Source organism: Cryobacterium aureum, assembly GCF_002954245.1.
GTDB classification, from domain to species: Bacteria; Actinomycetota; Actinomycetes; order Actinomycetales; family Microbacteriaceae; genus Cryobacterium; species Cryobacterium aureum.
The window spans coordinates 87,126-113,201 of record NZ_PPTG01000048.1 but is presented as its reverse complement, the minus strand read 5'-3'; the positions used below and the strand labels follow the sequence as shown (position 1 = coordinate 113,201).

The 26,076-nt window shown below is 65.5% G+C and carries 20 protein-coding genes and 1 riboswitch; of the genes, 7 read left to right on the top strand and 13 right to left on the bottom strand.

The genetic code is table 11. From position 1 onward, the window contains the following. Positions 1–4 precede the first annotated feature (4 nt). The gene (locus CJ028_RS17345; RefSeq protein ID WP_105036461.1) at positions 5–646 is read right to left on the bottom strand and encodes an ECF transporter S component; all 642 of its coding nucleotides are present in this window, start codon (positions 644–646) and stop codon (positions 5–7) included. A gap of 32 nt (positions 647–678) precedes the next feature. Beyond that, positions 679–789, bottom strand: a riboswitch (TPP riboswitch). 43 nt (positions 790–832) lie between these two features. Between CJ028_RS17345 and CJ028_RS17340 the strand changes: the two genes are divergently transcribed. After that, positions 833–1,087, top strand: coding sequence for a hypothetical protein (locus tag CJ028_RS17340; protein ID WP_105036460.1), 255 nt, complete (start codon positions 833–835; stop codon positions 1,085–1,087). 94 nt (positions 1,088–1,181) lie between these two features. Here the strand turns inward: CJ028_RS17340 and CJ028_RS17335 are convergent, their stop codons facing one another. The 8 genes from CJ028_RS17335 to CJ028_RS17300 all read right to left on the bottom strand — a co-directional run bounded on the left by CJ028_RS17335 (position 1,182) and on the right by CJ028_RS17300 (position 8,357). Further along, positions 1,182–1,508 carry a hypothetical protein gene (locus CJ028_RS17335; protein ID WP_105036459.1) on the bottom strand — a complete coding sequence of 109 codons (327 nt, stop codon included), beginning with the start codon at positions 1,506–1,508 and terminating at the stop codon, positions 1,182–1,184. Positions 1,509–1,533: 25 nt separating this feature from the next. Next, positions 1,534–2,748, bottom strand: a complete 1,215-nt coding sequence (dinB, locus tag CJ028_RS17330) for a DNA polymerase IV (RefSeq protein WP_105036458.1) — start codon at positions 2,746–2,748, stop codon at positions 1,534–1,536. Positions 2,749–2,954: 206 nt separating this feature from the next. Next, on the bottom strand, positions 2,955–4,064 hold the full coding sequence (locus CJ028_RS17325) for a VIT1/CCC1 transporter family protein (RefSeq protein ID WP_240607391.1): 1,110 nt from the start codon (positions 4,062–4,064) through the stop codon (positions 2,955–2,957). Next, on the bottom strand, positions 4,061–4,327 hold the full coding sequence (locus CJ028_RS17320; RefSeq protein ID WP_105036457.1) for a hypothetical protein: 267 nt from the start codon (positions 4,325–4,327) through the stop codon (positions 4,061–4,063). Before CJ028_RS17320 ends, CJ028_RS17325 begins: the two co-directional genes overlap by 4 nt. 3 nt (positions 4,328–4,330) lie before the next feature. Next, the gene (gatB, locus tag CJ028_RS17315) at positions 4,331–5,836 is read right to left on the bottom strand and encodes an Asp-tRNA(Asn)/Glu-tRNA(Gln) amidotransferase subunit GatB (protein ID WP_105036456.1); all 1,506 of its coding nucleotides are present in this window, start codon (positions 5,834–5,836) and stop codon (positions 4,331–4,333) included. Continuing rightward, positions 5,836–7,383, bottom strand: a complete 1,548-nt coding sequence (gene gatA / locus CJ028_RS17310; protein WP_105036455.1) for an Asp-tRNA(Asn)/Glu-tRNA(Gln) amidotransferase subunit GatA — start codon at positions 7,381–7,383, stop codon at positions 5,836–5,838. Before gatA ends, gatB begins: the two co-directional genes overlap by 1 nt. A gap of 2 nt (positions 7,384–7,385) precedes the next feature. Beyond that, the gene (gatC, locus tag CJ028_RS17305) at positions 7,386–7,682 is read right to left on the bottom strand and encodes an Asp-tRNA(Asn)/Glu-tRNA(Gln) amidotransferase subunit GatC (RefSeq protein WP_105036454.1); all 297 of its coding nucleotides are present in this window, start codon (positions 7,680–7,682) and stop codon (positions 7,386–7,388) included. A gap of 192 nt (positions 7,683–7,874) precedes the next feature. Next, a complete protein-coding gene (locus tag CJ028_RS17300) occupies positions 7,875–8,357 on the bottom strand; it encodes a hypothetical protein (RefSeq protein ID WP_205684082.1) in 483 nt (160 codons plus the stop codon). 221 nt (positions 8,358–8,578) lie between these two features. Here CJ028_RS17300 and CJ028_RS17295 point away from each other — a divergent pair, with 221 nt between their 5' ends. The 3 genes from CJ028_RS17295 (at position 8,579) to CJ028_RS17285 (ending at position 11,831) form a co-directional block, all read left to right on the top strand. Continuing rightward, positions 8,579–9,607 (top strand): zinc-binding dehydrogenase, encoded by a 1,029-nt coding sequence (locus CJ028_RS17295; protein ID WP_105036453.1) that lies wholly within the window; start codon positions 8,579–8,581, stop codon positions 9,605–9,607. Between the two features lie 39 nt (positions 9,608–9,646). Continuing rightward, entirely contained in the window at positions 9,647–10,468 is an 822-nt protein-coding gene (locus CJ028_RS17290; RefSeq protein WP_105036452.1) for an aldo/keto reductase, read from the top strand. A gap of 220 nt (positions 10,469–10,688) precedes the next feature. Then, positions 10,689–11,831 (top strand): glutathione-independent formaldehyde dehydrogenase, encoded by a 1,143-nt coding sequence (locus tag CJ028_RS17285; protein WP_105036451.1) that lies wholly within the window; start codon positions 10,689–10,691, stop codon positions 11,829–11,831. Positions 11,832–11,970: 139 nt separating this feature from the next. Here CJ028_RS17285 and ligA read toward each other — a convergent pair whose 3' ends face one another. From ligA to CJ028_RS17270, 3 genes are read right to left on the bottom strand one after another with little or no spacing between them, the layout of a single operon-like run. Further along, positions 11,971–14,244 carry an NAD-dependent DNA ligase LigA gene (ligA, locus tag CJ028_RS17280; RefSeq protein WP_105036450.1) on the bottom strand — a complete coding sequence of 758 codons (2,274 nt, stop codon included), beginning with the start codon at positions 14,242–14,244 and terminating at the stop codon, positions 11,971–11,973. Continuing rightward, positions 14,237–15,400, bottom strand: coding sequence for a tRNA 2-thiouridine(34) synthase MnmA (mnmA, locus tag CJ028_RS17275; protein WP_105036449.1), 1,164 nt, complete (start codon positions 15,398–15,400; stop codon positions 14,237–14,239). The genes ligA and mnmA overlap by 8 nt, the downstream gene beginning before the upstream one ends. Positions 15,401–15,455: 55 nt before the next feature. Beyond that, positions 15,456–16,667 carry a cysteine desulfurase family protein gene (locus tag CJ028_RS17270; protein ID WP_105036448.1) on the bottom strand — a complete coding sequence of 404 codons (1,212 nt, stop codon included), beginning with the start codon at positions 16,665–16,667 and terminating at the stop codon, positions 15,456–15,458. A gap of 71 nt (positions 16,668–16,738) precedes the next feature. On the opposite strand from CJ028_RS17270, the gene glgX reads away from it, so the two are divergent. After that, the gene (gene glgX, locus CJ028_RS17265; RefSeq protein WP_105036447.1) at positions 16,739–18,832 is read left to right on the top strand and encodes a glycogen debranching protein GlgX; all 2,094 of its coding nucleotides are present in this window, start codon (positions 16,739–16,741) and stop codon (positions 18,830–18,832) included. Between the two features lie 34 nt (positions 18,833–18,866). Here glgX and glgP read toward each other — a convergent pair whose 3' ends face one another. Next, positions 18,867–21,434, bottom strand: coding sequence for an alpha-glucan family phosphorylase (gene glgP / locus CJ028_RS17260; protein WP_105036446.1), 2,568 nt, complete (start codon positions 21,432–21,434; stop codon positions 18,867–18,869). Between the two features lie 116 nt (positions 21,435–21,550). On the opposite strand from glgP, the gene CJ028_RS17255 reads away from it, so the two are divergent. Then, positions 21,551–23,656: an alpha-1,4-glucan--maltose-1-phosphate maltosyltransferase gene (locus CJ028_RS17255; protein ID WP_439099057.1), complete on the top strand. Its 2,106-nt coding sequence runs from the start codon at positions 21,551–21,553 to the stop codon at positions 23,654–23,656. After that, positions 23,653–26,013: a 1,4-alpha-glucan branching protein GlgB gene (gene glgB, locus CJ028_RS17250; RefSeq protein WP_105036445.1), complete on the top strand. Its 2,361-nt coding sequence runs from the start codon at positions 23,653–23,655 to the stop codon at positions 26,011–26,013. The genes CJ028_RS17255 and glgB overlap by 4 nt, the downstream gene beginning before the upstream one ends. The last annotated feature ends 63 nt before the right edge of the window (positions 26,014–26,076 follow it).

Here is a 26,076-nt window from a genome sequence, read left to right as displayed (position 1 = left end):
CCGCTTAACTGATCGCGGCGGGGGCGCGCGAACCTTCCCGGCCGGCAGCGAATCGGCTGAGGGCTCCGGTGCGGGCCAAGCCACGCACGGCGAGCCAGGACAGCAGCCCGGCGAGTACGGTGCCCGAGACGACGGCGGAAACGAAGTAGACGGCCTTGTAGCCAAAATCCAATGCCGCGTAGCTCGTGAAGGTCGTGTCGAGGAAACCTACTGCCACGCCGGCGCCCGCGCCAGCGAGCAGGGCGACGCCGAGCCGCCAGTTGGCATACAGAAACAGCGCGAGAATAATTTCGGCGCCGAGGCCTTCAACAAGGCCCCAAATGAGGGTGGAGAAGCCCCACTGGGTGCCGATCAGCATCGACACAACAGCGGCGATGACCTCGGTGTAGAGAGCCGCACCGGGCTTGCGAATGACGAGGCCGCCGAGCACTCCGGCAAACAACCAGCCGCCGGCCAGCAGGCCTTCAAGGCCGGGCGTGAAGGTGAGGATCGCACTGAGCGGGGACCAGGCGAGGCCCCAGGCCCAGAAGATGACACCGCTCGCCACGCCGATGACACTCGCGACGACGATGTCGACGACGCGCCAGCGATAGTTGCGCAGCTTTTTCGCTGTGTCCGGTCGCGTGGATGTGATTGTAGTGTGCACTGTTCGTGCCCTTTCCGTAGGTGAATACAGGGCACGGGATTGAGAAGCCTCCCTGCGCTGGCATGATCCAGATCAGGTTCGACGGTCGAAGCTTAGGTCAGCTTCCTCTCAGCCCGGTGTACCGGACTCCCGTGATCGTGTTCAATTCTAGTGCCTCGCTTACACTGGTGGCATGGCGATCACAACATGAGCATCGGTATTCTGCTCGTGCTGGCAGCGTTGTACCTCGTGCTCATGCGCCGGTTCATCATTCGCCGCCGCCGCATCGCCCAGGGCTTGCCGGTGAGCGGCCCCTGGCACTTTCCGGCCTGGATGCGCCTGCGCGTTCCGCGCTGGCTGCGCCAGCGCTTCGGGCCGGGCAGGTTCGCGCGCAGGCCGCGCTGGCCGCGCCGCATCCGCTCTGCGCGCAACCCGCGCGGCACTCGCCCGGGCCCAACTTAAGAAAGTGGGCCGATGATCTATCCTGGGCCCGTTTCCCGGTCCGGGGCCGAGGCAGAAAGAGTCAGCGCCCCGGCCCGGTGCACAGGCAGCGGGGCTACTTCTTCAGGGCTCTGATCACCCGGGCCAGGGCGCGCCCCGCCACGAGCAGGAACGGCACGCCGACGGCGAGCAGCGCGATGACGTTCGGCTCGAATCGGGCGGTGCCACCCGACTTCACGTAGGCGCCGATCGGCAGCGACACGCCGCCGCCGCCGCCACCGGATCCCGCACCACCTTCACCGGCATCGCCACCGCCGAAACCGTAGTAGGTGAGCGCAACGGGCACCAGAGTGACGCCGTCGATTTGCACGGGGTCACCGTAAGCCGATTTCACACCGGCGGAACGGAACGTTTCTGCGAGTTTTTCCGGGAGGCTGGTCATTCCAACAGGGTAGCCGACTCGTGCCTTATGGGCGAGGCTTGAAGAACGAGGCCGGACGCACGATTCCCGCCCCGAATCGCTCCGTCACAGAATCGACCGCCAGCTCAGCGCCCCGCCAGTCCTCGTCGGGATCCCACAGCCCCACCGATCCCGACGCCGTACCGAGCTGCTCGGCCCGCACCCCGATCAGACGCACTCTAATGCCCGACGCAGCCAGCAGATCGAATGCGGCGACGGCCTCCTCGTAGATGCGCCGCCCGACATTGCTGGGTTCGGCGAGGGTGCGCGACCGGGTCACCGTGCTGAAGTCTGTGTAGCGCAGCTTGAGTGCCACGCGCCGGGCCACGAGATCACCCCGCCGCAGCCGCGCCGCCACCAGGTCGCACTGGCGCAGCAACTCACTGTGCAGTCGGTCGATATCTGTCACATCGTGTTCAAAGGTCACCTCGTGGCCGACGCTCTTCTCCTCACGCTCGAGCGTCACCGAGCGGGGGTCACGCCCCCAGGACAAGTCGAACAGTTTCTGGCCGGATGCCTCCCCCAGCGCCCTTTTCAGCACGTCCAGCGGCGTGTGCGCAATATCACCGATGAGTTTCAGGCCGAGACTGGTCAGCGTCTGCTCGGTGGCCGCGCCCACGCCCCACAGGGCCGTCACCGGCAGCGGATGCAGGAACTCGATCGTTGCGTCGCCCGGTACGACGAGCAGACCGTTGGGTTTGGCCAGTCCGGAGGCGAGTTTGGCGACGAACTTGGTCGACGCCAAGCCGACCGAGCAGACCAGCCCGGTTTCGGCGAACACCCGCGCGCGGATGAGTGCGCCGATCACGGCCGGTGAGCCGAATAGCTGGGTAGCACCGGCCACGTCGAGAAAGGCCTCGTCGATGCCGAGCCGTTCGACCAGCGGGGTGACGTCATCGAAGATGCTCATGACCCGGTGGGAAAACTCCCGGTACAGGCCCATGTGCGGCTCGAGTACGATCGCATTCGGGCACTGCCGCAAGGCGAGCGCCATCGGCATGGCCGAGTTCACGCCGTAGCGCCGGGCGATGTAGTTGGCTGCCGTGACGACCGAACGGCCCCCACGATGGCCGACGATCACCGGGAGATGCACGTATTCGGGGTGGGAGAGCAGCTCGACCGAGACGAAGAACGCGTCGAGGTCGACGTGCAGCACGGTCGCCGAACGGTCGTCGACGTCATCTGTCGATATCTGCCGGCCGCTGCCGTCCTGTCTGCCCACCGAAAAACCCTAACCCGATCCGGTGCGTCGACACATCCATTTTCGACCATAACTCCTGCAATCTGTGGCCGACCTCAAGCGGAAGTGCTGCGATTCCGCCGATCTCTTCTGTCGTGCTGTCATATTGCAGGAGTTATGGGTTGAGCTTGGGTGAGCTGGTGGCCGATATGGGGCCACCGAAAAGTGCGACCAATTGTGCGCAGCAGCTAGCCGATCGAAGTGCCGAAGACCAGCCCGAGCAGGTAGGTGACCGCGGCCGCGCCGAGACCGATCACGAGCTGCCGCAGGGCACGCTTCAGCGGCGGACCGCCGGAGAGCAGGCCCACGACAGCGCCGGTGGCGAGTAGGGCAACGCCCACCAAGACCGTCGCAAGAATGATCGCCGAGTAGCCACTCAGGCCGAAGAGGTACGGCAGCACCGGCAGCAGTGCGCCGGAGGCGAAGAAGCAGAAGCTCGACAGTGCCGCTCCGGTGCCGGTACCGACGGCCTCATGTTCGTCATGCGTGGGTGCCTGCGACCGGACCGCGGAGATCGGTCCGGTCGCCGCGTAGGCGGTGGCGAGTACCCCGCGGGCGTAAGCCTCCGCCTCGTCTTCTGACATGCCCCTGGCCCGGTAGACCAGGGTCAGCTCGTTGGCTGCGAGGTCGAGGTGGGAGAGCACGCTTTTGGCTGGCGCCGCGGGCGTGGAAGCCTCGAGCAGTTCCCGCTGGGACCGCACCGAGACGTATTCACCGGCACCCATCGAAAGCGCCCCAGCCAGCAGCCCGGCGACGCCGGTGAACAATATGGTCGCGGCGGGTACACCGGTCGCGCCGATGCCGAGCACAAGAGCGAGGTTGCTCACCAGCCCGTCGTTGACGCCGAATACGGCGGCCCGAAAGGTTCCCGACAAGCGTTTGCGGCCGCGGGCGGCGAGACCGCGCACAACCTCTTCGTGCACGGTTTCGTCGGCGGCCATGGCGTTGGTCGCGTCGGCATCCGCGTCGTAGGGCGAGCGTCCCTCGGCCCGCTGGGCGAGGGCAAGCACGAACACCGAACCGAACCGGCGGGCCAGCAGACCGAGAAACCGAGTGCGCAGCGCGCCACGTTTGGGCGAGCCCACGTCACTGCCCAGCAGTTGCCGCCAGTGTTCTTCGTGCCTTCCTTCAGCGTCGGCGAGGGCAAGCAAAATCTGGCGCTCTTCGCCGGCGCGACGGTTGGCGAGGTCGCGGTACACCGCGGCCTCGGCCTGTTCGTCGGCCAGGTATTGCCTCCACCGACGGATGTCGCGGGTCGACGGGGTGCGTTCGCCCGGCTCCGGAAAGATCGCGTTCACGCCTCCGGCGCCGCTTCCAGAAAGCCCTGCGGGATGCGGGCGGAGTCATGCGGGCCGGAGCCGTCGAGACCGAAGAACGGCTCCTCGAACTGGACGACCCAAAATCTTTCCCGCACCACGGTGGGCGCGTACAGTCCAGCGCCCTCCGACTCCCCTGCCGCCACGATCACTCCGATCGGGTCGTCGATCAGGGAGTCGGGAAACCGGGTGCGATCGAGCCGCACGATAACCTGCACGCCAACCCCGAAAGCCTGAGTTGTCACCTGCTACTCGATTGTGGCGGCGCGTTCGAGCACGAGTTCGCGCACGCGCGCAGCATCCGCTTGCCCGCGCATGGCCTTCATGACCGCGCCGATCACGGCTCCCGCGGCCTGCACCTTGCCGTCCCGAATCTTGGCGAGCACGTCGGGCTGGCCGAGCAGCGCCGCGTCAATGGCCGCGATGAGCGCGCCGTCATCGGAGACCACGGCGAGCCCACGGCTGTCGACGACCTCGGCCGGGGTGCCCTCCCCGGCGATGACGCCTTCGAGTACCTGGCGGGCCAGGCGGTCGGTGAGGGTTCCGGCCTCGACGAGTTCGATCAGCGCGGCGAGCTGCGCCGGTGTCACGAGCGAGTCGGCGGCGACCCCGGCCGCGTTGGCGAGCCGCGCGATTTCGCCGGTCCACCACTTGCGTGCGGCCTGAGCGGATGCCCCGGCTGCGACGGTCGCTTCGACCGCGTCGAGCAGGTCGGAGTTCACGACGTCCTGAAACTCAAGGTTCGCGAAACCCCATGCCGCCTGCAGGCGTTTGCGGCGAGCCGCGGGCGGCTCGGGCAGGGTCAGGCGAAGTTCTTCGACCCATTCGCGCGACGGTGCCATCGGCAGCAGGTCGGGCTCAGGAAAGTAGCGGTAGTCGTCGGCGTCGCTCTTAGGCCGACCGGCACTGGTGATTCCGGTGTCTTCGTGCCAGTGCCGGGTCTCCTGGGTGATGGTACCGCCGCCGGCCAGCACGGCAGCCTGACGCTGGATCTCGTAGCGCACCGCACGTTCGACGCTTCGCAGCGAGTTCACGTTCTTGGTCTCGGTGCGGGTGCCGAGCACGTTCGAGCCGCGCGGGCGCAGGGAGACGTTGGCGTCGCAGCGCACGTTGCCCTCTTCCATGCGGGCGTTAGAGACACCGAGCGCCTTGGCGATCTCGCGAATGGCCGCGACATAGGTCTTACCGATCTCGGGGGCGTCGTGTTCGGCGCCCTCGATCATCTGGGTGACGATCTCTACCAAGGGAACGCCGCCGCGGTTGTAGTCGACGAGCGAGTAGTCGGCGCCCTGGATGCGTCCGGTGGCGCCACCCATGTGGGTGAGCTTGCCGGCGTCGTCTTCCATGTGGGCGCGTTCAATCTCGACGGTGACCAGACGGCCGCTTTCGAGTTCGATCGTGATCGAACCGTCGTGGCAGATCGGGTCGTCGTACTGGCTGGTCTGAAAGTTCTTCGCCGTGTCGGGGTAGAAGTAGTTCTTGCGGGCGAACCGCGAGTGCTCAGCGATCTCACACCCCAAAGCCAGCCCCAAGCGGATGCTGGATTCGATCGCCTTCTTGTTCACCTGCGGCAGGCCGCCGGGCAGGCCGAGGCAGGTGGGACAGGTGTTGGTGTTGGCGCCGGAGCCGAACTCGTTGGCGCAACCACAGAACATTTTGGTTTTGGTATTGAGTTCGACGTGCACCTCGAAGCCGAGAACCGGCTCGAACAGTTCGAGTGCTTTGTCGAAGTCCATCAATTCAGCCTTGGCCATCAGACGGCTCCCTCTTCGCTGGCAAACATTTCGGTCGGGGTCAGGGCGGGTGCCTGGCTGAGCATCGTGTGCCCCCAGCGCGCTTCGAGCAGCTGCTCGATGGCGGCGCCGACGGTGTAGAGGCGGGCATCCGCTTTGGCGGGCGCCATGATCTGCAGGCCCACCGGCAGGCCGTCTTCTGGCGCGAGGCCCATTGGGATACTCATCCCGGGCACCCCGGCGAGGTTCGCCGGAATGGTGGTCACGTCGTTGATGTACATGGCCATCGGGTCGGCGAGCTTTTCACCAAACTTGAACGCGGTGGTCGGGGCACTCGGCGAGACGAGCACGTCGACCTGGCTGAAGGCGGCGGCGAAGTCACGCTGAATGAGCGTGCGCACCTTCTGCGCACTGCCGTAGTACGCGTCGTAGTAGCCGGCGCTCAGGGCGTAGGTGCCGAGGATGATGCGGCGCTTGACCTCGGGGCCGAATCCGGCCTCACGAGTGGCACTCATGACGTGCTCGCTCGTGAGCGAGCCGCTGTCCGGGTTGACCCGGATGCCGAAGCGCACCGAGTCGAAGCGGGCCAGGTTGCTCGAGGCTTCGGCCGGCAGAATGAGGTAGTAAGCCGCGACGGCGTACTCGAAGTTCGGGGCGGACACCTCGGTGATCTCGGCGCCGGCGGCGACGAGCATGGCGAGCGTCTCGGTGAAGCGCTGGGTGACTCCGGCCTGGAATCCGTCGCCAGAGAGTTCCTTGATGACGCCGACGCGCACGCCCTTGAGGGCACCGTCCTTCAGCCCGTCGCGAGCGGCCGCGGCCATCGACGGCCAGCTCTCGGTCAACGACGTGGAGTCGAGCGGGTCGTGACCGCCGATGACATCGTGCAGCAGGGCAGCGTCATACACCGTGCGGGAGACCGGGCCGACTTGGTCGAGGCTTGAGGCGAGGGCGATCGCACCGTAGCGGGAGACTCCGCCGTAGGTTGGCTTGACGCCGACCGAGCCGGTGACGGCGGCGGGCTGGCGAATGGATCCGCCGGTGTCGCTGCCGAGGGCCAACGGAGCCTGAAAGGAGGCGACGGCCGCAGCCGAGCCGCCACCGGACCCGCCGGGGATGCGGTCGCGATCCCAGGGATTACGGGTAATCCCGTACGCGGAGTGCTCGGTGGAGGAGCCCATGGCGAATTCATCCATGTTGGTCTTGCCGAGCGGCACCAGGCCGGCCGCGCGCAGGCGCGCAACGACGGTCGCGTCATACGGCGGAACCCAGCCCTCGAGAATTTTCGACCCGGCGGTGGTGGGCATGTCCCGGGTGGCCAGCACGTCTTTAATCGCGATCGGAACACCAGCGAGCGCGTTCAGCGGTTCTCCCGCAGCGCGGCGGGCATCGATCTCGGCGGCAGTCGCCAGGGCGGCGTCGCCGGCGACGTGCAGGAAAGCATGCAGGTCGGTGTCGACGGCTGTGATGTGGTCGAGGTGGGCGCGGGTCGCTTCGACGGCGCTGACCTGCTTGCTGACCAACAGTTCACTCAATGCAGCGGCGGAGAGTTTGGTGAGATAGGTCATGCTTACTCCTCGTCCAGGATGGCGGGCACGCGGAATTTGTCACCGGCGCGGTCGGGCGCACCGGACAGGGCCTGCTCGACCGTGAGCGAGGGCACGACGACGTCTTCGCGGAACACGTTGGTCAACGGCATCGGGTGGCTCGTGGCCGGAGTATCGGCTGTAGCAACCTCAGACACTTTGGCGATCGAGTCGACGATCTGGCCGAGGTCATGGGTGAGGCTGGTGATCTCGAGGGGGCTGAGGTCGATCCGGGCTAGGTATGCCAAATGGGCAACCTGCTCGGCCGTGATTTCAGACATGGTGCTCCGATACGCATTGGGGTGGATACTCCAATCCTATTCGCCAGCCGCCGACCACCCTTCCCTCGTCTGAAGCCGCAGCGTCGCAAGCGGGCGCGGTCGTGCCAAGTTCGCGGGGCGACCGTCGCAGTTGCCCCCGGACTAGCAGGACGGCCCGATCAGCGCGGCGACCCGATCAGCGCGGCGACCCGATCAGCGCGGCGACCCGTGCCGCCCCAAGCCCCACAGGGTGGCGGCGACAACAAGTCCGTAAGCCAGGTGCGGAGCGATATCGCTTGCCCAGTCCTTGGCGGTCCAGGTTCGGGGGTCGGTCACTTTCAGTACCGTCATCGGCACGTTGCCGCCGATTAACGCGCCGACCGTGGCCGCCATGCCGCTCACCACCGGGCCGGGTCGCCAACCGGCAGAGCGGGAGAGTCCGAGGAGTGCCCCAACACCCACGCCCACGATCAGACCGGTCAATGGCCCGATGCCGGCGATCCGATTTTTCCTGACCTCATCGGATCCGGCGATTGTGAGCTGGGCGACGTGGGCGAATTTCTCGACGGTGTCCTGCGGCGTTGTGCTAGCGGGTCTGCCTTTGACCGCCATCTCCAGGTAGCTCACGGCGTTGAGGGCGGTGGTACCTGCCGCACCGGCTGCTGCACCGCCGAGGAGCCCACGGAGCAGGCTCATGATCGACGAACGAGTTCGGCGTAGAGTCGCTGACGGCATTTGCTGAGCATGACACTCCTTCGTAAAGGGCAATATCGCATCGGTCTGCAACTCGGTCTACACCGGCAGCTACAGCACTTCAAGGGGGGCAGGCTATGTTCAAACCATTTGACGACGAAAGAGAAGTCTGCGCGGAGCCATAAATCCCACGGGAAGGGACCGTGTAGGAGCACACTGCAGATATGAAGGCAATTGTTATTGAGCAGAACCCGAGCGGTTCCGTGCTTTCGATGCGCGATCTCCCGAGCCCTGAACCGGGCCCGCGTCAGGTGAAGATCCGTGTGCGGACTGCGTCGGTGAACCGGGCCGACCTTGCCCAGCGCGCGGGAACCCACCAGCCGGTCAGCTCGGGCCTCGCACCGGTCAGCTCGGGCCTCGCACCGGTCAGCTCGGGCCTCGCACCGGTCATTGTGGGGCTGGATGCTGCGGGCGACGTCGTAACGGTCGGGCGCGAGGTGACGGGCGTGCGGGTCGGGGACCGCGTCATGGCCATCGTCAGTGGTGGTTTGAGCGAGGAAGTCGTTGTTGACGCTGCGCTGGTCGTACCGATTCCGCATGCGTGGTCCTACGCGGAGGGTGCCGCTGCCATCCTCGGGTTGATGACCGAGCACAACGCGCTCCGCACTGCGGGCGGCCTCAGGCCCGGCGAAACCGTGCTGATTCATGCCGCTGCCTCGTCGGTGGGGCTTCAGTGCGTACAGCTGGCGAAATACCTGGGCGCTGGAGCGGTTATTGCTACCGTTCGCACGGACCGGGCAACTGACCTGCTCCGTTCGCAGGGTGCCGATCACGTGGTCGAGGTCGGCGAGGCCGGTTTCGCTGATCGGGTTTTGGAACTGACGGATGGCCGCGGGGTCGACGTCATCGTTGACCATGTTGGTGGCCCGTATCTTGCGGACAATATTCGCTGCGCCGCACTCTTGGGGCGCTTGGTCGGTGTGGGGCGCCTCGGCGGTGCCCACGGTGTTCTGGATCTGGAAGCGCTGGCCTTTAAACGATTGAGCATCATTGGGGTCACCTTTCGTACCCGTGACGCTACCGAAAAAGCCGCCATCGTCGGTGCGCTGCTGTCCGAGGTCGACCCCTCTTTCGAAGCATTACGCCCATCGATCGATCGGATTCTGCCCTGGACCGAAGTTCAACAAGCGCAGGATCTCATGGCCGCCAACTCCCACCTGGGCAAAATCGTGCTGAGTATCGAGGAACGGTAAGTCAGACCGTCTCGAATGCACATTATGAAAGGACAGCGCATGCGCGAGACTGATTTTTTTGACGGCGTCAGGGTGCCCGTCATTGGCCAGGGAACCTGGCATCTCGGTGAAGACGCCGCGAAGCGAAAGAGCGAGGTGTCGGCCCTTCGGGCGGGGATCGACGCGGGCCTGACCGTGATCGACACCGCCGAAATGTATGGCGATGGCGCCTCGGAAGAACTGGTCGGCGAGGCCGTCCGAGGTCACCGCGATGAGGTCGTGCTGGTCAGCAAGGTTTACCCGCATAACGCGAGCCGCAGCGGCGTTGTGGCTGCATGCGAGCGCAGTCTGCGCCGGCTCGGCACCGATCGGCTCGATGTCTATTTGCTGCATTGGTCCGGCAGTTTTCCACTATCCGAGACCGTCGACGGGTTCGAAAACCTTCGTGCGGCTGGCAAGATTCGGAGCTGGGGGGTATCGAATTTCGACCGGGATGATCTGAGGCGAGCACCAGACGGATGTGCCACCAATCAAGTGCTGTACAACCTCGGCAGTCGGGGCATCGAGTTTGACCTCCTACCTTGGCAACAACGCCTGAGGATGCCGCTCATGGCGTATTCGCCACTCGGTCAGGGTTCAACCCTGCTGAAGCATCCGCTACTGGCCGAAATCGGAGAGCGGCACGGAGTGACTGGTGCCCAGATCGCGCTGGCCTGGGTCATCAGGCAACCGGGCGTCATCGCGATCCCCAAGGCCTCGTCCCTCGAACACCTGCAAGAGAATGTGGGCGCGGGTGCGGTGGTCCTCGACGCCGAGGATTGTCTGTCGCTGGATAAGGCATTTCCGGCGCCCCGCAGCAAGCAACCGCTCGATATTTTGTGAGGTCTTCTGCTTTTTCGTGACGAGCACGATCCAGCCAACGCACTGCGGCCCGACCCGTTCAAGAGGGACACTGGCAGGTCAAATGCGATCGTGATAGACCTGAGGTATACACACTTTTCGCGCAGCCCGCAGCTGTCCGGACATTCATACTCAGTGCATCTCCGTCAGTGGAGACGGAACTTCCGTCTTCACGGTCATGAAAATCAGGGAGTGAAGAGAAATGAAGGCAGTCGTTTATAAAGGCCCTAACTCGGTCAGTGTTGAGGACGTTCCGGACGCCAAGATCGAACGCCCCACCGACGTTCTGGTACGCATTACAGCGACAAATATTTGCGGTTCAGATTTGCACATGTACGAGGGACGCACCGATTTCGAAGTTGGACGCACGTTTGGTCACGAGAACATGGGCGAGGTCATCGAGGTCGGTAACGGCGTCGACGCCGTCAAGGTCGGCGATCGGGTCGTGCTGCCGTTCAATATCTCCTGCGGCTTCTGTAAGAATTGCGAGCGCGGATTTACCAACTATTGCATGACTACTCAACCGGACCCGGTCGGCGCGGGCGCCGCCTACGGCTTTGCTGGCATGGGTCCGTATCCCGGTGGGCAGGCCCAAATGCTGCGTGTGCCCTACGGTGACAACAACTGCCTGCGCTTGGGTGAAGACGCGATAGAAAAGCAAAACGATTACGTGATGCTGTCGGACATCTTCCCGACCGGATATCACGCGACCGTGATGGCCGGCGTCATGCCCGGTGACACAGTAGTGGTTTACGGTGCGGGTCCGGTCGGGCTGATGGCCGCCCTGTCTGCGACGATCAAGGGTGCGAGTAAAGTCTGGGTTGTGGACCGACGCCCAGACCGGCTGGCCCTCGCTGAGCAGATCGGTGCAATCGCCGTTGATGACTCAAAGACGGATCCGGTTCAGTTCGTATTGGACCAGACCAAGGGTATTGGCGCAGACCGGGGTTGTGAATGCGTCGGTTATCAGGCCCACGATCCGCAGGGCACCGAGGACCCCGCCATGACTCTGAATCGGCTGATTCAGTCTGTGCGCATCACTGGAGGAATCGGTGTTGTCGGGGTCTTTTTGCCGGCCGATCCTGGCGGCTTCGACGAGAATGCCAAGCAGGGCAAGCTTGCCATTGACTACGGCCTGCAGTGGCTCAAGGGCCAGAGCATGGGCAGCGGCCAATGCCCAGTGAAGAAATACAATCGGCAATTGCGCGACCTGATTGCTGTGGGCAAGGCCAAGCCGTCATGGATCGTTTCCCACGAGGTCCCGCTCAGCAAAGCCGCGGACGCTTACCAGAACTTCAACGACCGCACCAATGGTTGGACCAAGGTCATCCTCAAGCCTGAGTAGGCCAACGTCGAACGATTTCGCCGCGTTTACCGTGCGAATTCGACCAGTGCGGCGGTGACCTAGAGTTCGTCCACAAAGGCGAACTCTAGTCACCGCCAGGAATTGACGAAGGCCTGAACCCAGTCGGTCAGTGAGTAGGTCAGTCGGTCTCTGCGGCGGAGGGTGATTCGGGCGCAAGCGCCAACCCGGCCGGTCCCTCGGTGAGCAGGGTTCGAAACTCGTCGGCGTCGAGAATTCGGATACCGAGGGTTTCGGCCTTGCCCAGCTTGGATCCTGCGCCCGGCCCGGCAGCGACGAAGTCGGTGTTCTTCGACACGCTCGACGCGCTCTTGCCGCCGGCGGCGATGATCGCCTCCTGGGCACCCTCCCGGGTGAAGCCCTCGAGCGAGCCGGTGGCCACGACGGTTAGCCCGGCGAGCACTCCCCCGGCTGCTTCGGCCGCGCCAGGACCTGGGTGGCCCGGCGTGGCGAACTGCACGCCGGCCGCGGCCCACTGCGTAACGATATCGACGTGCCAGTCGACCAGGAACCAGGCGAGCACAGCGTCGGCAATGATGCCGCCGACCCCGTCGACCTCGGCAAGTTCCTCGCGAGATGCCGAGCGGATGCCGTCGAGTGAGCCGAAATGGTTGGCCAGCGCACGCGCGGCGACCGGGCCGACATGACGAATGTTGAGCGAAACCAGGATGCGCCACAGCGGCTTGGTCTTGGCCTTCTCAATCTCGGCCAGCAGTTTGAGGGCGCTCGACGAGGGCTGCGCGCCTGTGAGGCCTTGTTTCTTCTCGGCGGCGGTGGGATTGCGCTGGAACGGCATCCGCTGCCTGGCCGTGCCGTCGTCGTCTTCCTTGGGCAATCCCGTTTCAGCGTCGCGCACGATCACCTGGATCGGCAGCAGGTCGGCCAATTCGAGGTCGAACAGGCCTGCCTCGGTCGGCAGCGGCGGCTCGGTCGGCACGGTCGGCTGGGTGAGCGCGGAGGCCGCGACCTCGCCGAGCACCTCGATGTCGAGACCGCCGCGACTGCCGATGTGCTCCACCCGCCCGCGCACCTGGGCCGGGCAGCTGCGCGCGTTCGGGCAGCGCAGGTCGATATCGCCCTCCTTCGCCGGGGCGAGCGGAGTACCGCATTCCGGGCAGTTCACCGGCATGACGAATTCGCGTTCGGTCCCGTCGCGCAGTTCGACGACCGGGCCGAGCACCTCGGGAATGACGTCGCCGGCCTTGCGCAGCACGATCGTGTCACCGATCAGCACGCCCTTAGCCTTGACCACCTCCTGGTTGTGCAGGGTGGCCTGACGCACCTCGCTGCCGGCCACGAGCACCTTCTCCATCACGGCGAAAGGGGTGGCCCGGCCGGTGCGGCCGACACTGACGACGATGTCGAGGAGTTTCGTGTTGACCTGTTCCGGCGGGTACTTGTAAGCGATAGCCCAGCGCGGTGCCCGGTTGGTGGCGCCGAGCTCGGTGTGCAGGGCGAGCTCGTCGATCTTGATCACGATGCCGTCAAGTTCGTGCACCACGCTGCCGCGGTGGGCTCCGTAGTACTCGATGAACTCGGCGGCCTCAGCGACCGACTCGACCACTTTGAAGTAGCTGCTGGTCGGCAGACCCCAGCTCTCGAGCAGGCCGTAGACTTCGGACTGGGCCCGGACCGGCGGGTTCTCCCAGGCGCCGATGCCGTGCACGAGCATGCGCAGACGATTCAGCCGGGCCTTCATGAGGCGCAGCTGGTCGGGGTTCTTACCGGCGGCCTTCTGGCGCAACGACCCGGCCGCCGCGTTGCGAGCGTTCGCGAATACCCGCTCGCCGGCCGCGGACTGCGCCGCGTTCAGCTCGTCGAACGCCGCGGTGGGAAAGAACACCTCACCGCGCACCTCCATCAACGACGGATGCCCGGTGCCGGCCAGATGAGATGGGATACCGGGGACGAGGTCGATGTTCTCGGTGACGTCTTCGCCGACGACCCCATCGCCTCGGGTGGCGGCAGAGACGAGCACGCCATCGGCATACCGCAGGTTGATGGCGAGGCCGTCGATCTTGAGCTCGCACAGGTAGTGCACCGCACGGCCCGAATTCTCTGCGGCTTTGCGGGCCCAGGCGTCGAACTCGTCGATGGAGAACACGTTGTCGAGACTGAGCATCCGTTCGGCGTGGGTGACCGGATCGAACAGGGTGACCTCGGCGCGGCCGCCGACGGTCTGGGTGGGGCTGTCCTGGCTCTGCAGTTCGGGGTAGAGCCGTTCGAGTTCGGCGAGGCGCTGCACCAGCAGGTCATATTCGGCGTCGGAAATGACGACCGTGTCCTGCTCGTAGTAGGCGTCACGGGCGGCGAGTACGCGGGTGGTGATGTCGGCCGCCTCGGCGGCTGCGGCGGCGAGCGCGTCTGGGGTGGTGTCGGCGACGGACTCAGGCATTGACCGGGACGGGGCTGACCGAAGCGGTGCTTGCAGTTGTAATCGAAACAGGAACGGCGCTGACCGTGCGGTCGATGGTGCACTGGCCGAGTACCCGGGTGCCGACGTAGACGACGGCGGTCTGCCCGGGGGCGACACCCGCGAGCGGCTCGTTGGGAATGATGCGCAGTTCGACAGATCCCTCGATGCCGGTCACACCGGTGGTCGACACGACCTGCGCGACGGCCGGAACCGGATCGGCGTGGGCGCGAATCTGCACGTGGCAGGCGAATTCGGTCTCGGGGTGCTCGGGGGCGAGCCCGGCCCAGGTGTACGTGTTGCCAGCGATCTCCCTGATGGCGAGCGCCTCCTTGGGGCCGACGATGACCGTATTGGTGATCGGGCGCACCTCGAGCACAAAGCGCGGTTTGCCGTCGGCGGCCGGGGTGCCGATGGAGAGGCCCTTGCGCTGGCCGACCGTGAATGCGACGGCACCGTCGTGCTGGCCGAGCGTATTGCCCTCCCGGTCGAGAATATCGCCGGCCTTCGGGGCGACGCGTTCGCCGAGCCAGCCCTTGGTATCCCCGTCGGGGATGAAGCAGATGTCGTAAGAGTCGGGCTTGTTCGCCACCGAGAAGCCGCGTTCGGCCGCTTCCTTCCGCACCTCGGCCTTGGTCGGCGTAGCACCGAGCGGAAACATGGAGTGGTTGATCTGGTCGGCCGTCAGCACGCCGAGCACGTAGGACTGGTCCTTGGCCCAGGCGGCCGCGCGGTGCAGTTGTTTGTTGCCATCGGCATCCGTCAGAATGCTCGCGTAGTGGCCGGTGCAGACAGCGTCGAAGCCGAGGGCCATGGCCTTTTCGAGCAGGGCGGCGAACTTGATCTTTTCGTTGCAGCGCATGCACGGGTTCGGCGTGCGGCCGGCAGCATATTCGGCGATGAAGTCGTCGACGACGTCGAGCTTGAACCGTTCGGAGAAGTCCCAGACGTAGTACGGAATGCCCATGATGTTGGCGGCACGCTGAGCATCCATCGAATCTTCGACGGTGCAGCAGCCGCGGCTGCCGGTGCGCAGCGTGCCCGGCATACGGCTCAGTGCGAGATGCACACCGACCACCTCGTGCCCTGCTTCGACCGCGCGCGCGGCTGCCACGGCGGAATCAACACCGCCACTCATTGCTGCTAAAACCTTCACCCAACGAGTGTACGCGGAGTGCCCGTTTGAGCCAACGTCAGTGCCCGGGCACCCGATCGGCCATGCCGGCGGCGAGCGCCTGGGCGTGCGCGGCAGGCAGTGCGGCGAGCAGCGCGTCGACGTCGGCATCGGTCGACGTGTGGCCGAGAGTGATGCGCAATGCGCCGCGGGATTCGAGCTCGCTGCGCCCCATAGCCCGCAGCACGTGCGAGGGTTCGGGCACCCCGGCCTGGCAGGCGGACCCGGTCGACACCGACACCCCGGCGGCATCGAGCAGGAACAACAGCGAGTCACCCTCGCAGCCGGGAAAGCTGAAGTGCGCGTTTCCGGGCAGCCGGTTGGTCGGGTCGCCGTTGAGTACGGCACTGGGAGCGACCCCCGCCACACCGGCAATCACCCGGTCGCGCAGCGCGGCCAGACGCGCGGCTTCACCGCCACCGGCAACCGCCTGCTGTTCACTAGAGAGCTGTTCAACCGCCAGAGCGGATGCCGCTACCGCGAACGAGACTGCCGCCGCGACATCCTGCGTGCCGCTGCGCACCTTGCGCTGCTGCCCGCCACCGTGAATGAGGGGTTCGACCGTGGTAGCGCGTCCGAGCACCAGAGCCCCAATACCGACCGGTCCGCCGATCTTGTGCGCCGACACGCTCAGCGCCGAAACGCCAACAGCGGCCAAAGCGCGAAAATCCACCGGAATATAGCCGTAGGCGGCGACGGCGTCGACGTGCACCGGAATGCCATGCACCGCGGCGAGCGCCGCCACTTCAGCCACAGGCTCGATCGTGCCCACTTCATTGTTGGCCATGATCACGCTGACCAGCGCAACATCGATCGGGTCCCTGGCGATGGCGGCTTCGAGAGCGGCGAGGTCGATGCGGCCCTGGTCGTCGAGCGGAATCCACTCGATCACGGCACCGTCATGCCGGGCGAGCCATTCCACCGTGTCGAGGGTGGCATGGTGTTCGCCGCCGGGCACCAGGATGCGCCGGCGCGGCGCGCGCGCCCAGTACAGCCCCTTGATCCCGAGGTTGATGGCCTCGGTTCCGCTGCCGGTGAAGACCACCTCGATCGGGTCAGAGTGGAGGCTCGCGGCCACGATTTCGCGCGACTCTTCGAGCATCCGCTTGGCATTCTGACCCTGGCTGTGCACCGAAGCGGGGTTACCGACGACGCCCATCGCTTCGGCATAGGCGGCAATAGCGGAAGGGAGCATGGGCGTGGTCGCCGCATGGTCCAAATAGACAACCATGCCCGTTATTTTACAGTTGAGCGGATGCCGGTGGTCGTCATGCTCCCCCACACTGATTTACTGTTGAATCCATGAGTTCCACCGACCCCCTGCGCAACCTCGGTGTGCGATTGACCAGCGCCGGCGGTGAACTACGCGTCTGGGCCGAACACGCCGACGCCATGGACCTGTGCCTGTTCGACGACACCGACCCGAACTGGATCGTCAAGAGCGTACCGATGACCCAGGACCTGCACGGCGTCTGGTCCGGCAAATCGCGCACGCTGTCACCCGGGCGCCGCTACGGCATCCGCGTCTCCGGTCCGGCCAGCCCGAAGAACTCGTTCCACCCGGAGAAAATCCTGATCGAGCCGTATTCTCGCGGACTGGTGCGGGTCGGAGCCGGGCTCTGGCAGTCCTCGGTGGTCGATGACTATTTCGACTGGAACGGGGCTGCAAAACCGGCAATCGCCCTCGATCACACCGTGGTCTACGAGGCGCACGTGCGCGGCGTCAGCCGGCTCAACCCGCTGGTGCCGGCCGCCCTGCGCGGAACCTACGCCGGTCTGGCCCATGAATCGACCATCGCCTACCTGAAAGACCTCGGCGTTACGGCCATCGAGCTGCTGCCGGTGCAGGCGTTCGTGTCGGAGCAGCGCCTGATCAAACAGGGCCTGATCAACTACTGGGGTTACAACACCCTCAACTTCTTTTCGCCGCACGCCGACTACGCCACCCAGGCGGCCCAGTCCGCCGGGCCGGCCGCCGTGCTGCGCGAATTCAAGGGCATGGTCAAGCTGCTGCATGAGGCTGGCCTCGAGGTGATCCTCGACGTTGTCTATAACCACACCGCCGAGGAGGGTCGCAACGGCCCGGTCACGAGCCTGCGTGGCATCGACAACGCCGCCTACTACCGTCAGGACGACTCCGGTGCGTACATCGACGTCACCGGTTGCGGCAACACGGTCAACTTCAGCCACGACGTACCCAGGCGCCTCGTGCTCGATTCGCTGCGGTACTGGGCCAACGAGGTGCAGATCGACGGGTTCCGCTTCGACCTGGCCGCCACGCTCGGCCGGGACGCCGGCGTGGTCTACGACCCGCAGCATCCGCTGCTGACCGAGATTCGAGACGACCCGGAACTGGCGGGCGTGAAACTCATCGCCGAACCGTGGGACGTCGGGCAGGGCGGCTGGCAGACCGGTAATTTTCCGCCCGGCTGGACCGAGTGGAACGACCGCTACCGCGACCGGATGCGCGACTTCTGGCTCTCCGATATGAAGAGCCTGCGCCTGACCGGCTCGGCCGGCAGCGGCATCGGACGCTTCGCGACCCGCGTCGCCGGGTCATCGAACACCTTCTCCGAAGCTCGCGGCCCGCTCGCCTCCCTTAACTTCATCACCGCCCACGACGGATTCACCCTCGCCGACCTCACCGCCTACGACACCAAGCACAACCTCGGCAATGGCGAGTCGAACCGTGACGGAACCGACAACAACACCTCCTACAACCACGGCGTCGAGGGTCCCACCCGCGACGTGGCCATTCTTGCCACCAGACGCAAGTCCATGCGCAACCTGCTCGGTACCCTGCTGCTCTCGGCCGGCATTCCCATGCTCACGGCCGGCGACGAGTTCGGGCGCAGCCAGCGCGGCAACAACAACGCCTACTGTCAGGACAGCGAGCTGACCTGGCTCAACTGGGACTTCGACGACTGGCAGCAGGACCTGCACCGGGTCACCCGCCGTCTGTTGCAGCTGCGCCGTGAGAACCCGGCCCTGCGCCCGGTGCACTTCGGTCGCTTCGGCGAGGCCACGCCGAGCGCCAGCCAGCTGGACTGGTACAACATCGCCGGTGAGGCGCTTACCGGCGACGCCTGGAACTCGCCGGCCGAGCGCACCCTGCAATACATGGCGGCGTCCACCCCCGAACACGAAGCGTTCAACCGCATTTTGCTCGTGGTGAACGCCCGCGAGCAGGACGAGACGGTCACCCTGCCGGCGCACGAGGGAGTGGATGCCTACACGCTGCTCTGGGATTCCAGTCACGACGACCTGCGCGACTCGGTAATCGAGCACGCGCCCGGCACTGCCCTGTTCGTGTCCGGTGCGTCGATGCAGCTGATGCGGGCGCACGGCGCGAGGGTGCTGCCAACCGCAGTGCCACGCCGTACGCCGCGCGTCTGACGGCGGCGCCCTCCAATGGAGGGGCCGCGTCTGGTCAGTTCGCGATGGCGACCAGACCCATTTCGGCGGGGCTGATCAGGAGGTCGTTCCGCGGAACGACCCGCACGGTGTAGCCGAATGCTCCGGCGCGGTCGAGTTCGACCGTTCCGGTGAACAGGGTGGCTCCGCCGGCCGGCGCTTCTTTCAGCGGCGCCGGTTCGAGCGCCTGGATAGCCACATCGCGCAGTTCATCGGTACCGAGACTCTTGCCGTAGACGACCTCGACGGTCACGTCCTCGGCTGCCAGTCCGCCCAGTTGCACATGTGCGCGCAGGTGCAGGTCGTCGCCCACCTCGGGCACCGACGAGACACCGCCCGATTCCACGTGGGTCACCGCGACCTGCGGCCAGGCCGAGACGATCCGGCCCTTCCACGTGGCCAGTTCGCGGGCCGCACGGTAGTTGTCGGCCGACATCAGCCCTTCGTAGTGTCCGGCCGGGCGATACAGCCGCTGCACGTACTCGCTCACCATGCGGTCGGCGGACAGTGCGGGCGAGAGGGTGGAGAGAGTGTGCCGAATATTCGAGACCCACCGTTCGGGCACGTCATCGGCGTTTCGTTCGTAGAACGTCGGGGCGACCTGGTGTTCGATCAGGTCGTAGAGCGCTTCAGCTTCGAGCCGGTCGCGCTCGGCGGAGTCGCCAGCCGAATCGGCCGACGGAATCGCCCAGCCGTTCTTGCCGTCGTAGTATTCGGGCCACCAGCCGTCGAGGATCGACAGGTTCAGGGCACCATTGAGGGCCGCCTTCATGCCGCTCGTGCCGCAGGCCTCCAGCGGGCGGAGCGGATTGTTGAGCCAGACATCCGTCCCCGGATACATCAGCTGAGCCATTGCAATGTTGTAGTCGGGCAAAAAAGCGATGCGCGTGCGCAGGGCCGGGTCGGCCGCGAACTGCACGATCTTCTGGATCAGGCGTTTGCCCTCTTCGTCGGCGGGGTGCGATTTGCCGGCGATGACGATCTGAATCGGATGTTCCGGGTGCAGCAGCAGTGCACGCAAACGTTCAGGGTCGTGGAGCATCAGGGTGAGCCGCTTGTACGTGGGAACGCGGCGGGCGAACCCGATGGTCAGCACGTTCGGGTCGAAGACCCCACCGATCCAGGCCGGGGGGATTCCGCCCGGATTCTGGTCGCGCCAGGCGTTCACCAAGCGGCGGCGGGCATCCTCGACGAATTGCAGGCGCATCTGCCCGCGCACCGACCACAGGTCCTGGTCGGAGACATCTCCGGAGGCCCAGTTAGCCGTCGAGGTGTCGCTCGTGCCGAGCTTGGTCTGGGCGAGGCTCTTCAACGCCGGGTCGGTCCAACTCTGCGCGTGCACACCATTCGTGATCGATGTGATCGGAACATCCGCCGAATCAAAGCCAGGCCACAGGCCGTTGAACATGCGACGGCTAACCTCGCCGTGCAGTGTCGAGACACCGTTGGCGTGCTGGCCAAGACGCAGGCCCATGATGGCCATGTTGAACACGTCGTTGGAGCCGCCGGCGTAGCTTTCCGCGCCGAGTGCAAGCAGGTCCTCCACGTCGACGCCTGGCAGCAGGTCAGTGCCGAAGTAGCGGCGCACGAGCGACCGCTCGAACCGGTCGATACCGGCGGCAACCGGGGTGTGGGTAGTGAAGACGGTTCCGGCCCTGGCCACCTGCAGGGCTTCCTGAAAGCTCAGGCCCTCGCCGATCAGGCTGGAGATGCGCTCGAGGCCGAGAAACCCGGCGTGACCCTCGTTGGTGTGGAACACCTCGGGCTCCGGCAGCCCGTGCAGCGAGCTCCACAGCTTCACGGCGCGAGCACCACCGATGCCCAGCAGCAATTCCTGCAGCAGGCGGTGTTCGCCGCCGCCGCCGTACAGGCGGTCGGTAACCAGGCGCAGGTCGTCGGCGTTTTCGGGAATGTCGGCGTCGAGCAGCAGCAGGCGCACCCGGCCCACCTTGGCCTGCCAGACCCGGGCATGCAAGGTGCGATCGTCGGGCAGCGCGAGTGACACCTGAACGGCGGAGCCGTCGGCCCGGCGCAGCACGGCAAGCGGAAGTCCGTCGGGGTCGAGCAGCGGGTAGCTTTCCATCTGCCAGCCGTCGGGAGAGATGGCCTGACTGAAGTAGCCGGCGCGATAGAACAGGCCGACGCCGACCAGCGGCAGGCCAAGGTCAGAAGCGCTCTTCAGGTGGTCACCTGCGAGAATGCCGAGGCCCCCTGAGTACTGCGGAAGGGCGGCGGCGATGCCGAACTCCGGTGAGAAATAGGCGATCGCAGCCGGCTTCTCGCCCTCGAGCCCCTGGTACCAGCGTGGCTGCTCGAGATAGTCGCGGAGCCCGTCACGGGTGGCGTTGACCTCGGCGACGTAGTCGTAATCCTGCGCGAGCTCGTCGAGGCGACGCGGGTCGACGGCACCGAGCAGCGCGACCGGGTCGGTGCCGATCTCGCGCCAGAGCTCGGGGGCAATGTGCTCGAATAGTTGCCGCGTGGGCTCATGCCACGACCAGCGGAGATTGCCGGCAAGCTCCTCCAGGGCCGCGAGCGGCTCGGGGAGAACGGCACGGACGGTAAATTTACGGATGGCCTTCACGAGGTCAACCTTAGGGGTGTCACGTGTCCAACACGTAACGGCCGAATTCGCTGCCCGGTCGGCCTGCCGGGCAGACGGCGGAAGCCATAGCCACTCTTTCACGCTACGGTCGTGGTGTGGCCAAGACAGCAGCAAAAAAAACGATCCTGCCGACAGCATCGAGCAGCGCCCCCGCAAGCGTGTCTGCTGGCGCCAGTGCGGAAAGCCACGGGGCCGCATCCGTTGGTCGAATCCCCGTTCTCGACCTGTCTCCCCAGCTGAACGATAACGTCTGGCCGGCCCGCGCCTTCGTGGGCGAGGTGGTACCGTTCGGAGCGACGGCTTTTCGCGAGGGGCATGACCTCATCGGGGTGGACCTGCAGCTCACGGCACCGGACGGCTCGACGACACGGCATCCGATGGTACTCGTGTCCGACGGCACCGACCGCTACGGTGTTGAAGCACAGCTCGGTGTCGCTGGCCACTGGACCTATCGGATGCGGGCCTACGCCGACGACTTCGCCACCTGGGAGCACAACGCGACGATCAAGATACCGGCCGGTATCGACGTGGAGCTCATGTTCACCATCGGCGGCGCACTTCTCACCCAGGCCGGCGTTGACAAAGCCCTTCCCCTCGCCGCCCGCCGTCTGTTCCAGGCGGCCGCGAAGACCCTCGCCGACCGGGAAAAGTCTGCCCCCGAGCGTTTTCTCGCGGTAGCGGATGCCGCGCTGCGGCAGGTCATCGCCGCCCACCCCCTCGCCGGGCTGGCCTCGCTCTCGGCCGAGCGCACGATCATCGTCGAACGGACCAGGTCCGGGGTCGGCTCCTGGTACGAGTTCTTTCCACGGTCAGAGGGCGCTGTGCGGCGCGCCGACGGCAGTTGGAAGAGCGGAACGTTCCGCACCGCAGCCAAGCGACTGCCCGCTGTGGCCGCCATGGGCTTCGACGTGCTCTACCTGCCGCCGATTCACCCGATCGGGCAGGCCTTCCGTAAGGGGCCCAACAATTCGCTCGAGGTCGCTCCCGGCGATCCCGGCTCTCCCTGGGCTATCGGCTCGAAAGATGGCGGCCACGACGCCATCCACCCCGACCTCGGCACCGTGGCCGACTTCACGTTCTTCCTGAAGAAGGCCGCCTCCCTCGGCATCGAGGTCGCCCTCGACTTTGCACTGCAGGCCTCCCCCGACCATCCCTGGGTCACGGAGCACCCGGAGTGGTTCACGACGTTGCCCGACGGCACCATCGCCTACGCCGAGAACCCGCCGAAAAAATACCAGGACATCTACCCGATCAATTTCGACAACGATCCGGCCGGTATCCGCGCTGAGGCGCTGCGCCTGCTGCGTTACTGGATCAGCCTGGGCGTGCGCATCTTTCGGGTGGATAACCCGCACACCAAACCGCTCGACTTCTGGGAGTGGCTGCTCGCCGAGGTCAACCAGGCCGACCCCGACGTGGTGTTTCTAGCCGAAGCGTTCACCCGACCGGCCCTCATGCAGGCGCTCGGCAAGGTCGGCTTCCAGCAGTCGTACACCTACTTCACCTGGCGCAACTCGAAGATCGAGCTCGAGGAGTTCTTCGACGGTCTCGCCACCGACACCCCCGACTTTTTGCGCCCGAACCTATTCGTGAACACCCCCGACATTCTCACCGAATACCTGCAGTTCGGCGGGCCGGCCGCCTTCAAGATTCGGGCGGCACTCGCCGCCACGGCGGCGCCCAGCTGGGGTGTCTACGCCGGTTTCGACCTGTTTGAGAACGTCGCCCGACCAGGTGCTGAAGAGAGCATCGACAACGAGAAGTACGAGTACCGGCCCCGCGACTGGAGCATGGCCGAGGAGCTCGGCAAGTCCCTGGCGCCGTACCTCACCCTGCTAAACCGCATCCGATCCGAGCACCCAGCGCTCGGCCAGCTGCGCAACCTCGACATCCACTCCAGCGACGACGATTCGATCCTCGTCTACAGCAAGTACCTCGAAGCCGCCTTCACCGGCACCGGCCAGGCGGATGCCCTCCTCATCGTCGCCAACGTCGACCCGCACTCGGTGCGCCAGACCGTGGTGCACCTCGACGTGACCCGGTTCGGCATTGCCCGCGGCGACACCTTCGACGTGCATGACCTCGTCTCGGGTGCCACCTGGACCTGGTCGGCCGACAACTTCGTGCGGCTCGATGCGTTCACCGAACCGGTACATATTTTGCACGTCACTCCCCACGATCCTGGCCGGGGCCGCGCATGAGCGACGACAAGAAGAAACACAAGAAAAAGCACAAGAAAAAGCACACGTCCACGGATAAGAAGGGTCAGGGAAAGAAAATCGACGCGAAGAAGGCTCAGTCCCCGAGGACACCGTCTGCGAAAGCACCGTCTGCGAAAGCACCATCCGTGAAAAAGCACGTCGCCCCAACCGAGCCGGCTGCGATCGACACCCACATCCTGGAGGCCGTCGCCGCCGGCAGCTACTACAACCCCCACGAGATTTTGGGGCAGCACCTTGCTCACCAGGCCGGTGTGTCCGACCCGCTCGTCATCATTCGCGCCCTGCGACCGCTCGCGACCGAGGTATTCGCCATTCTCGCCAATGGCACCCACGTGGAGCTGGCGCACCTCGCGCACGGCGTCTGGCAGGGCGAAAGCACCCTCGGACTCAGCGACTACACGATCGAGGCCCGCTACGAGAACGCCTCCGCCTGGATCTGCGATGACCCGTACCGGTTCATCCCGACCCTGGTCGAGCTGGACCTGCATCTGATCGGTGAAGGCCGCCACGAGCGTCTCTGGGACGTCTTGGGCGCCCACCATCGCCAGCACCAAGGTGTCACGGCGTCCTCGGCCGGCACGTCGTTTGCCGTGTGGGCACCGCACGCTCGCGCCGCACGCGTGATCGGTGACTTCAACGGCTGGAACGGGCTCACCCATGCCATGCGCAACATGGGTAGTACCGGCGTCTGGGAGCTGTTCATTCCGGGCCTCGAACTCGGCACCAACTACAAGTTCCAGCTTCTCGCGCAGTCCGGTGCCTGGGTCGAGAAGGCCGACCCGATGGCCCGGCTCGCTGAGGTACCGCCGCAGACCGCGTCGGTCGTCACGGAGTCCCACTACGAGTGGGCGGATGCCGCGTGGCTCGCCAACCGCAAAGCCAACGATCCGCATAATCAAGCGATGAGCGTCTACGAGATGCACGTCGGCTCCTGGCGCCCTGGTCTCGGCTACCGCGACCTGGCCGATGAGCTCGTCGGCTACCTGCAGGAGCTGAGTTTCACCCACGTGGAATTCATGCCCCTGGCTGAGCATCCGTTTGGCGGTTCCTGGGGTTACCAGGTCAGCGGCTACTACGCGCCGACCAGCCGGTTCGGCTCCCCCGACGACCTGCGCTACCTGATCGACCGGCTGCACCAGGCCGGTATCGGCGTGATCATGGACTGGGTGCCCGGCCACTTTCCCAAGGACGATTTCGCCCTGGCCCGTTTCGACGGCCAGGCCCTGTACGAGCACCCCGACCCGCGTCGCGGCGAACAACTGGATTGGGGCACTTACATCTTCGACTTCGGTCAGATGCAGGTGCGCAACTTCCTCGTCGCCAACGCGCTGTACTGGCTCGAAGAATTTCACATCGACGCCCTGCGCGTCGACGCCGTCGCCTCCATGCTCTACCTCGACTATTCACGCGAAGACGGCCAGTGGGAGCCGAACCAGTACGGCGGCAACGAGAACCTCGCGGCGATCAGCCTGCTGCAGGAGATCACCGCGACGGCGTACAAGCGTAATCCGGGCACCATCATGATCGCCGAGGAATCCACTAACTGGGGCGGGGTGACGGCGCCGACCAGCGGTGGCGGCCTCGGTTTCGGTTTCAAGTGGAACATGGGCTGGATGCACGACTCCCTCGAGTACATGCAGGTCGACCCGATGTACCGGTCGTACCACCACAACGACATCACGTTCTCGTTCATCTACGCCTTCAGCGAGAACTTTCTGCTGCCGATCAGCCACGACGAGGTCGTGCACGGCAAGGGCGCCTTGGTGTCGAAGATGCCCGGTGATTCCTGGCAGCAGCTGGCCAACGTGCGCGCGTACCTGTCCTTCATGTGGGCGCACCCCGGTAAGCAGCTTCTCTTCATGGGCAGCGAGTTCGGGCAGCGCTCGGAGTGGAGCGAGGAGCGCGGCCTGGACTGGTGGATGCTCGACCAGCCGGCGCACCGCGGCCTGTTCAACTTGGTCGGCCAGCTCAACCGGGTCTACCGCGACAACGCGAGCCTGTGGAGCCGCGACAACGACCCAGGCGGTTTCGAGCTCCTCGACGGCGGTGCAGCGAGCCAGAACGTGGTGTCGTTCCTGCGCTGGGACAACCACGGCGTTCCCGTCGCCTGTTTCTTCAACTTCGCCGGGCAGCCGCACACCGACTACCGAGTGGGCCTGCCGTTCGCCGGGCAGTGGGAAGAGATCCTTAATACGGATGCCGGCGACTTCGGCGGCTCCGGTGTGGGAAATCAAGGCAGTGTCGAGGCGTCCAACGAGCCCTGGGCCGGTCGTCCAGCCTCCGCGACCCTGACCCTGCCGCCGCTGGCTGGACTGTGGTTGCGCCTGCGCCGCTAGTCACACTTCCGAAAAGACCAAAAAAAAGTGCCCGTTTGACCTGGTCAAACGGGCACTTTTACG

Coding starts and splice junctions, on each gene's coding strand:
- CJ028_RS17300 (WP_205684082.1), bottom strand. CDS start 8,357: ATGAGCCTGCTCCGTGGGCTCCTCGGCGGTGCAGCAGCCGGTGCGGCA.
- mnmA (WP_105036449.1), bottom strand. CDS start 15,400: ATGAGTGGCGGTGTTGATTCCGCCGTGGCAGCCGCGCGCGCGGTCGAA.
- gatC (WP_105036454.1), bottom strand. CDS start 7,682: ATGTCTGAAATCACGGCCGAGCAGGTTGCCCATTTGGCATACCTAGCC.
- glgB (WP_105036445.1), top strand. CDS start 23,653: ATGAGCGACGACAAGAAGAAACACAAGAAAAAGCACAAGAAAAAGCAC.
- CJ028_RS17270 (WP_105036448.1), bottom strand. CDS start 16,667: ATGGTTGTCTATTTGGACCATGCGGCGACCACGCCCATGCTCCCTTCC.
- ligA (WP_105036450.1), bottom strand. CDS start 14,244: ATGCCTGAGTCCGTCGCCGACACCACCCCAGACGCGCTCGCCGCCGCA.
- CJ028_RS17335 (WP_105036459.1), bottom strand. CDS start 1,508: ATGACCAGCCTCCCGGAAAAACTCGCAGAAACGTTCCGTTCCGCCGGT.
- CJ028_RS17295 (WP_105036453.1), top strand. CDS start 8,579: ATGAAGGCAATTGTTATTGAGCAGAACCCGAGCGGTTCCGTGCTTTCG.
- CJ028_RS17285 (WP_105036451.1), top strand. CDS start 10,689: ATGAAGGCAGTCGTTTATAAAGGCCCTAACTCGGTCAGTGTTGAGGAC.
- glgX (WP_105036447.1), top strand. CDS start 16,739: ATGAGTTCCACCGACCCCCTGCGCAACCTCGGTGTGCGATTGACCAGC.
- gatB (WP_105036456.1), bottom strand. CDS start 5,836: ATGGCCAAGGCTGAATTGATGGACTTCGACAAAGCACTCGAACTGTTC.
- gatA (WP_105036455.1), bottom strand. CDS start 7,383: ATGACCTATCTCACCAAACTCTCCGCCGCTGCATTGAGTGAACTGTTG.
- CJ028_RS17290 (WP_105036452.1), top strand. CDS start 9,647: ATGCGCGAGACTGATTTTTTTGACGGCGTCAGGGTGCCCGTCATTGGC.
- CJ028_RS17340 (WP_105036460.1), top strand. CDS start 833: ATGAGCATCGGTATTCTGCTCGTGCTGGCAGCGTTGTACCTCGTGCTC.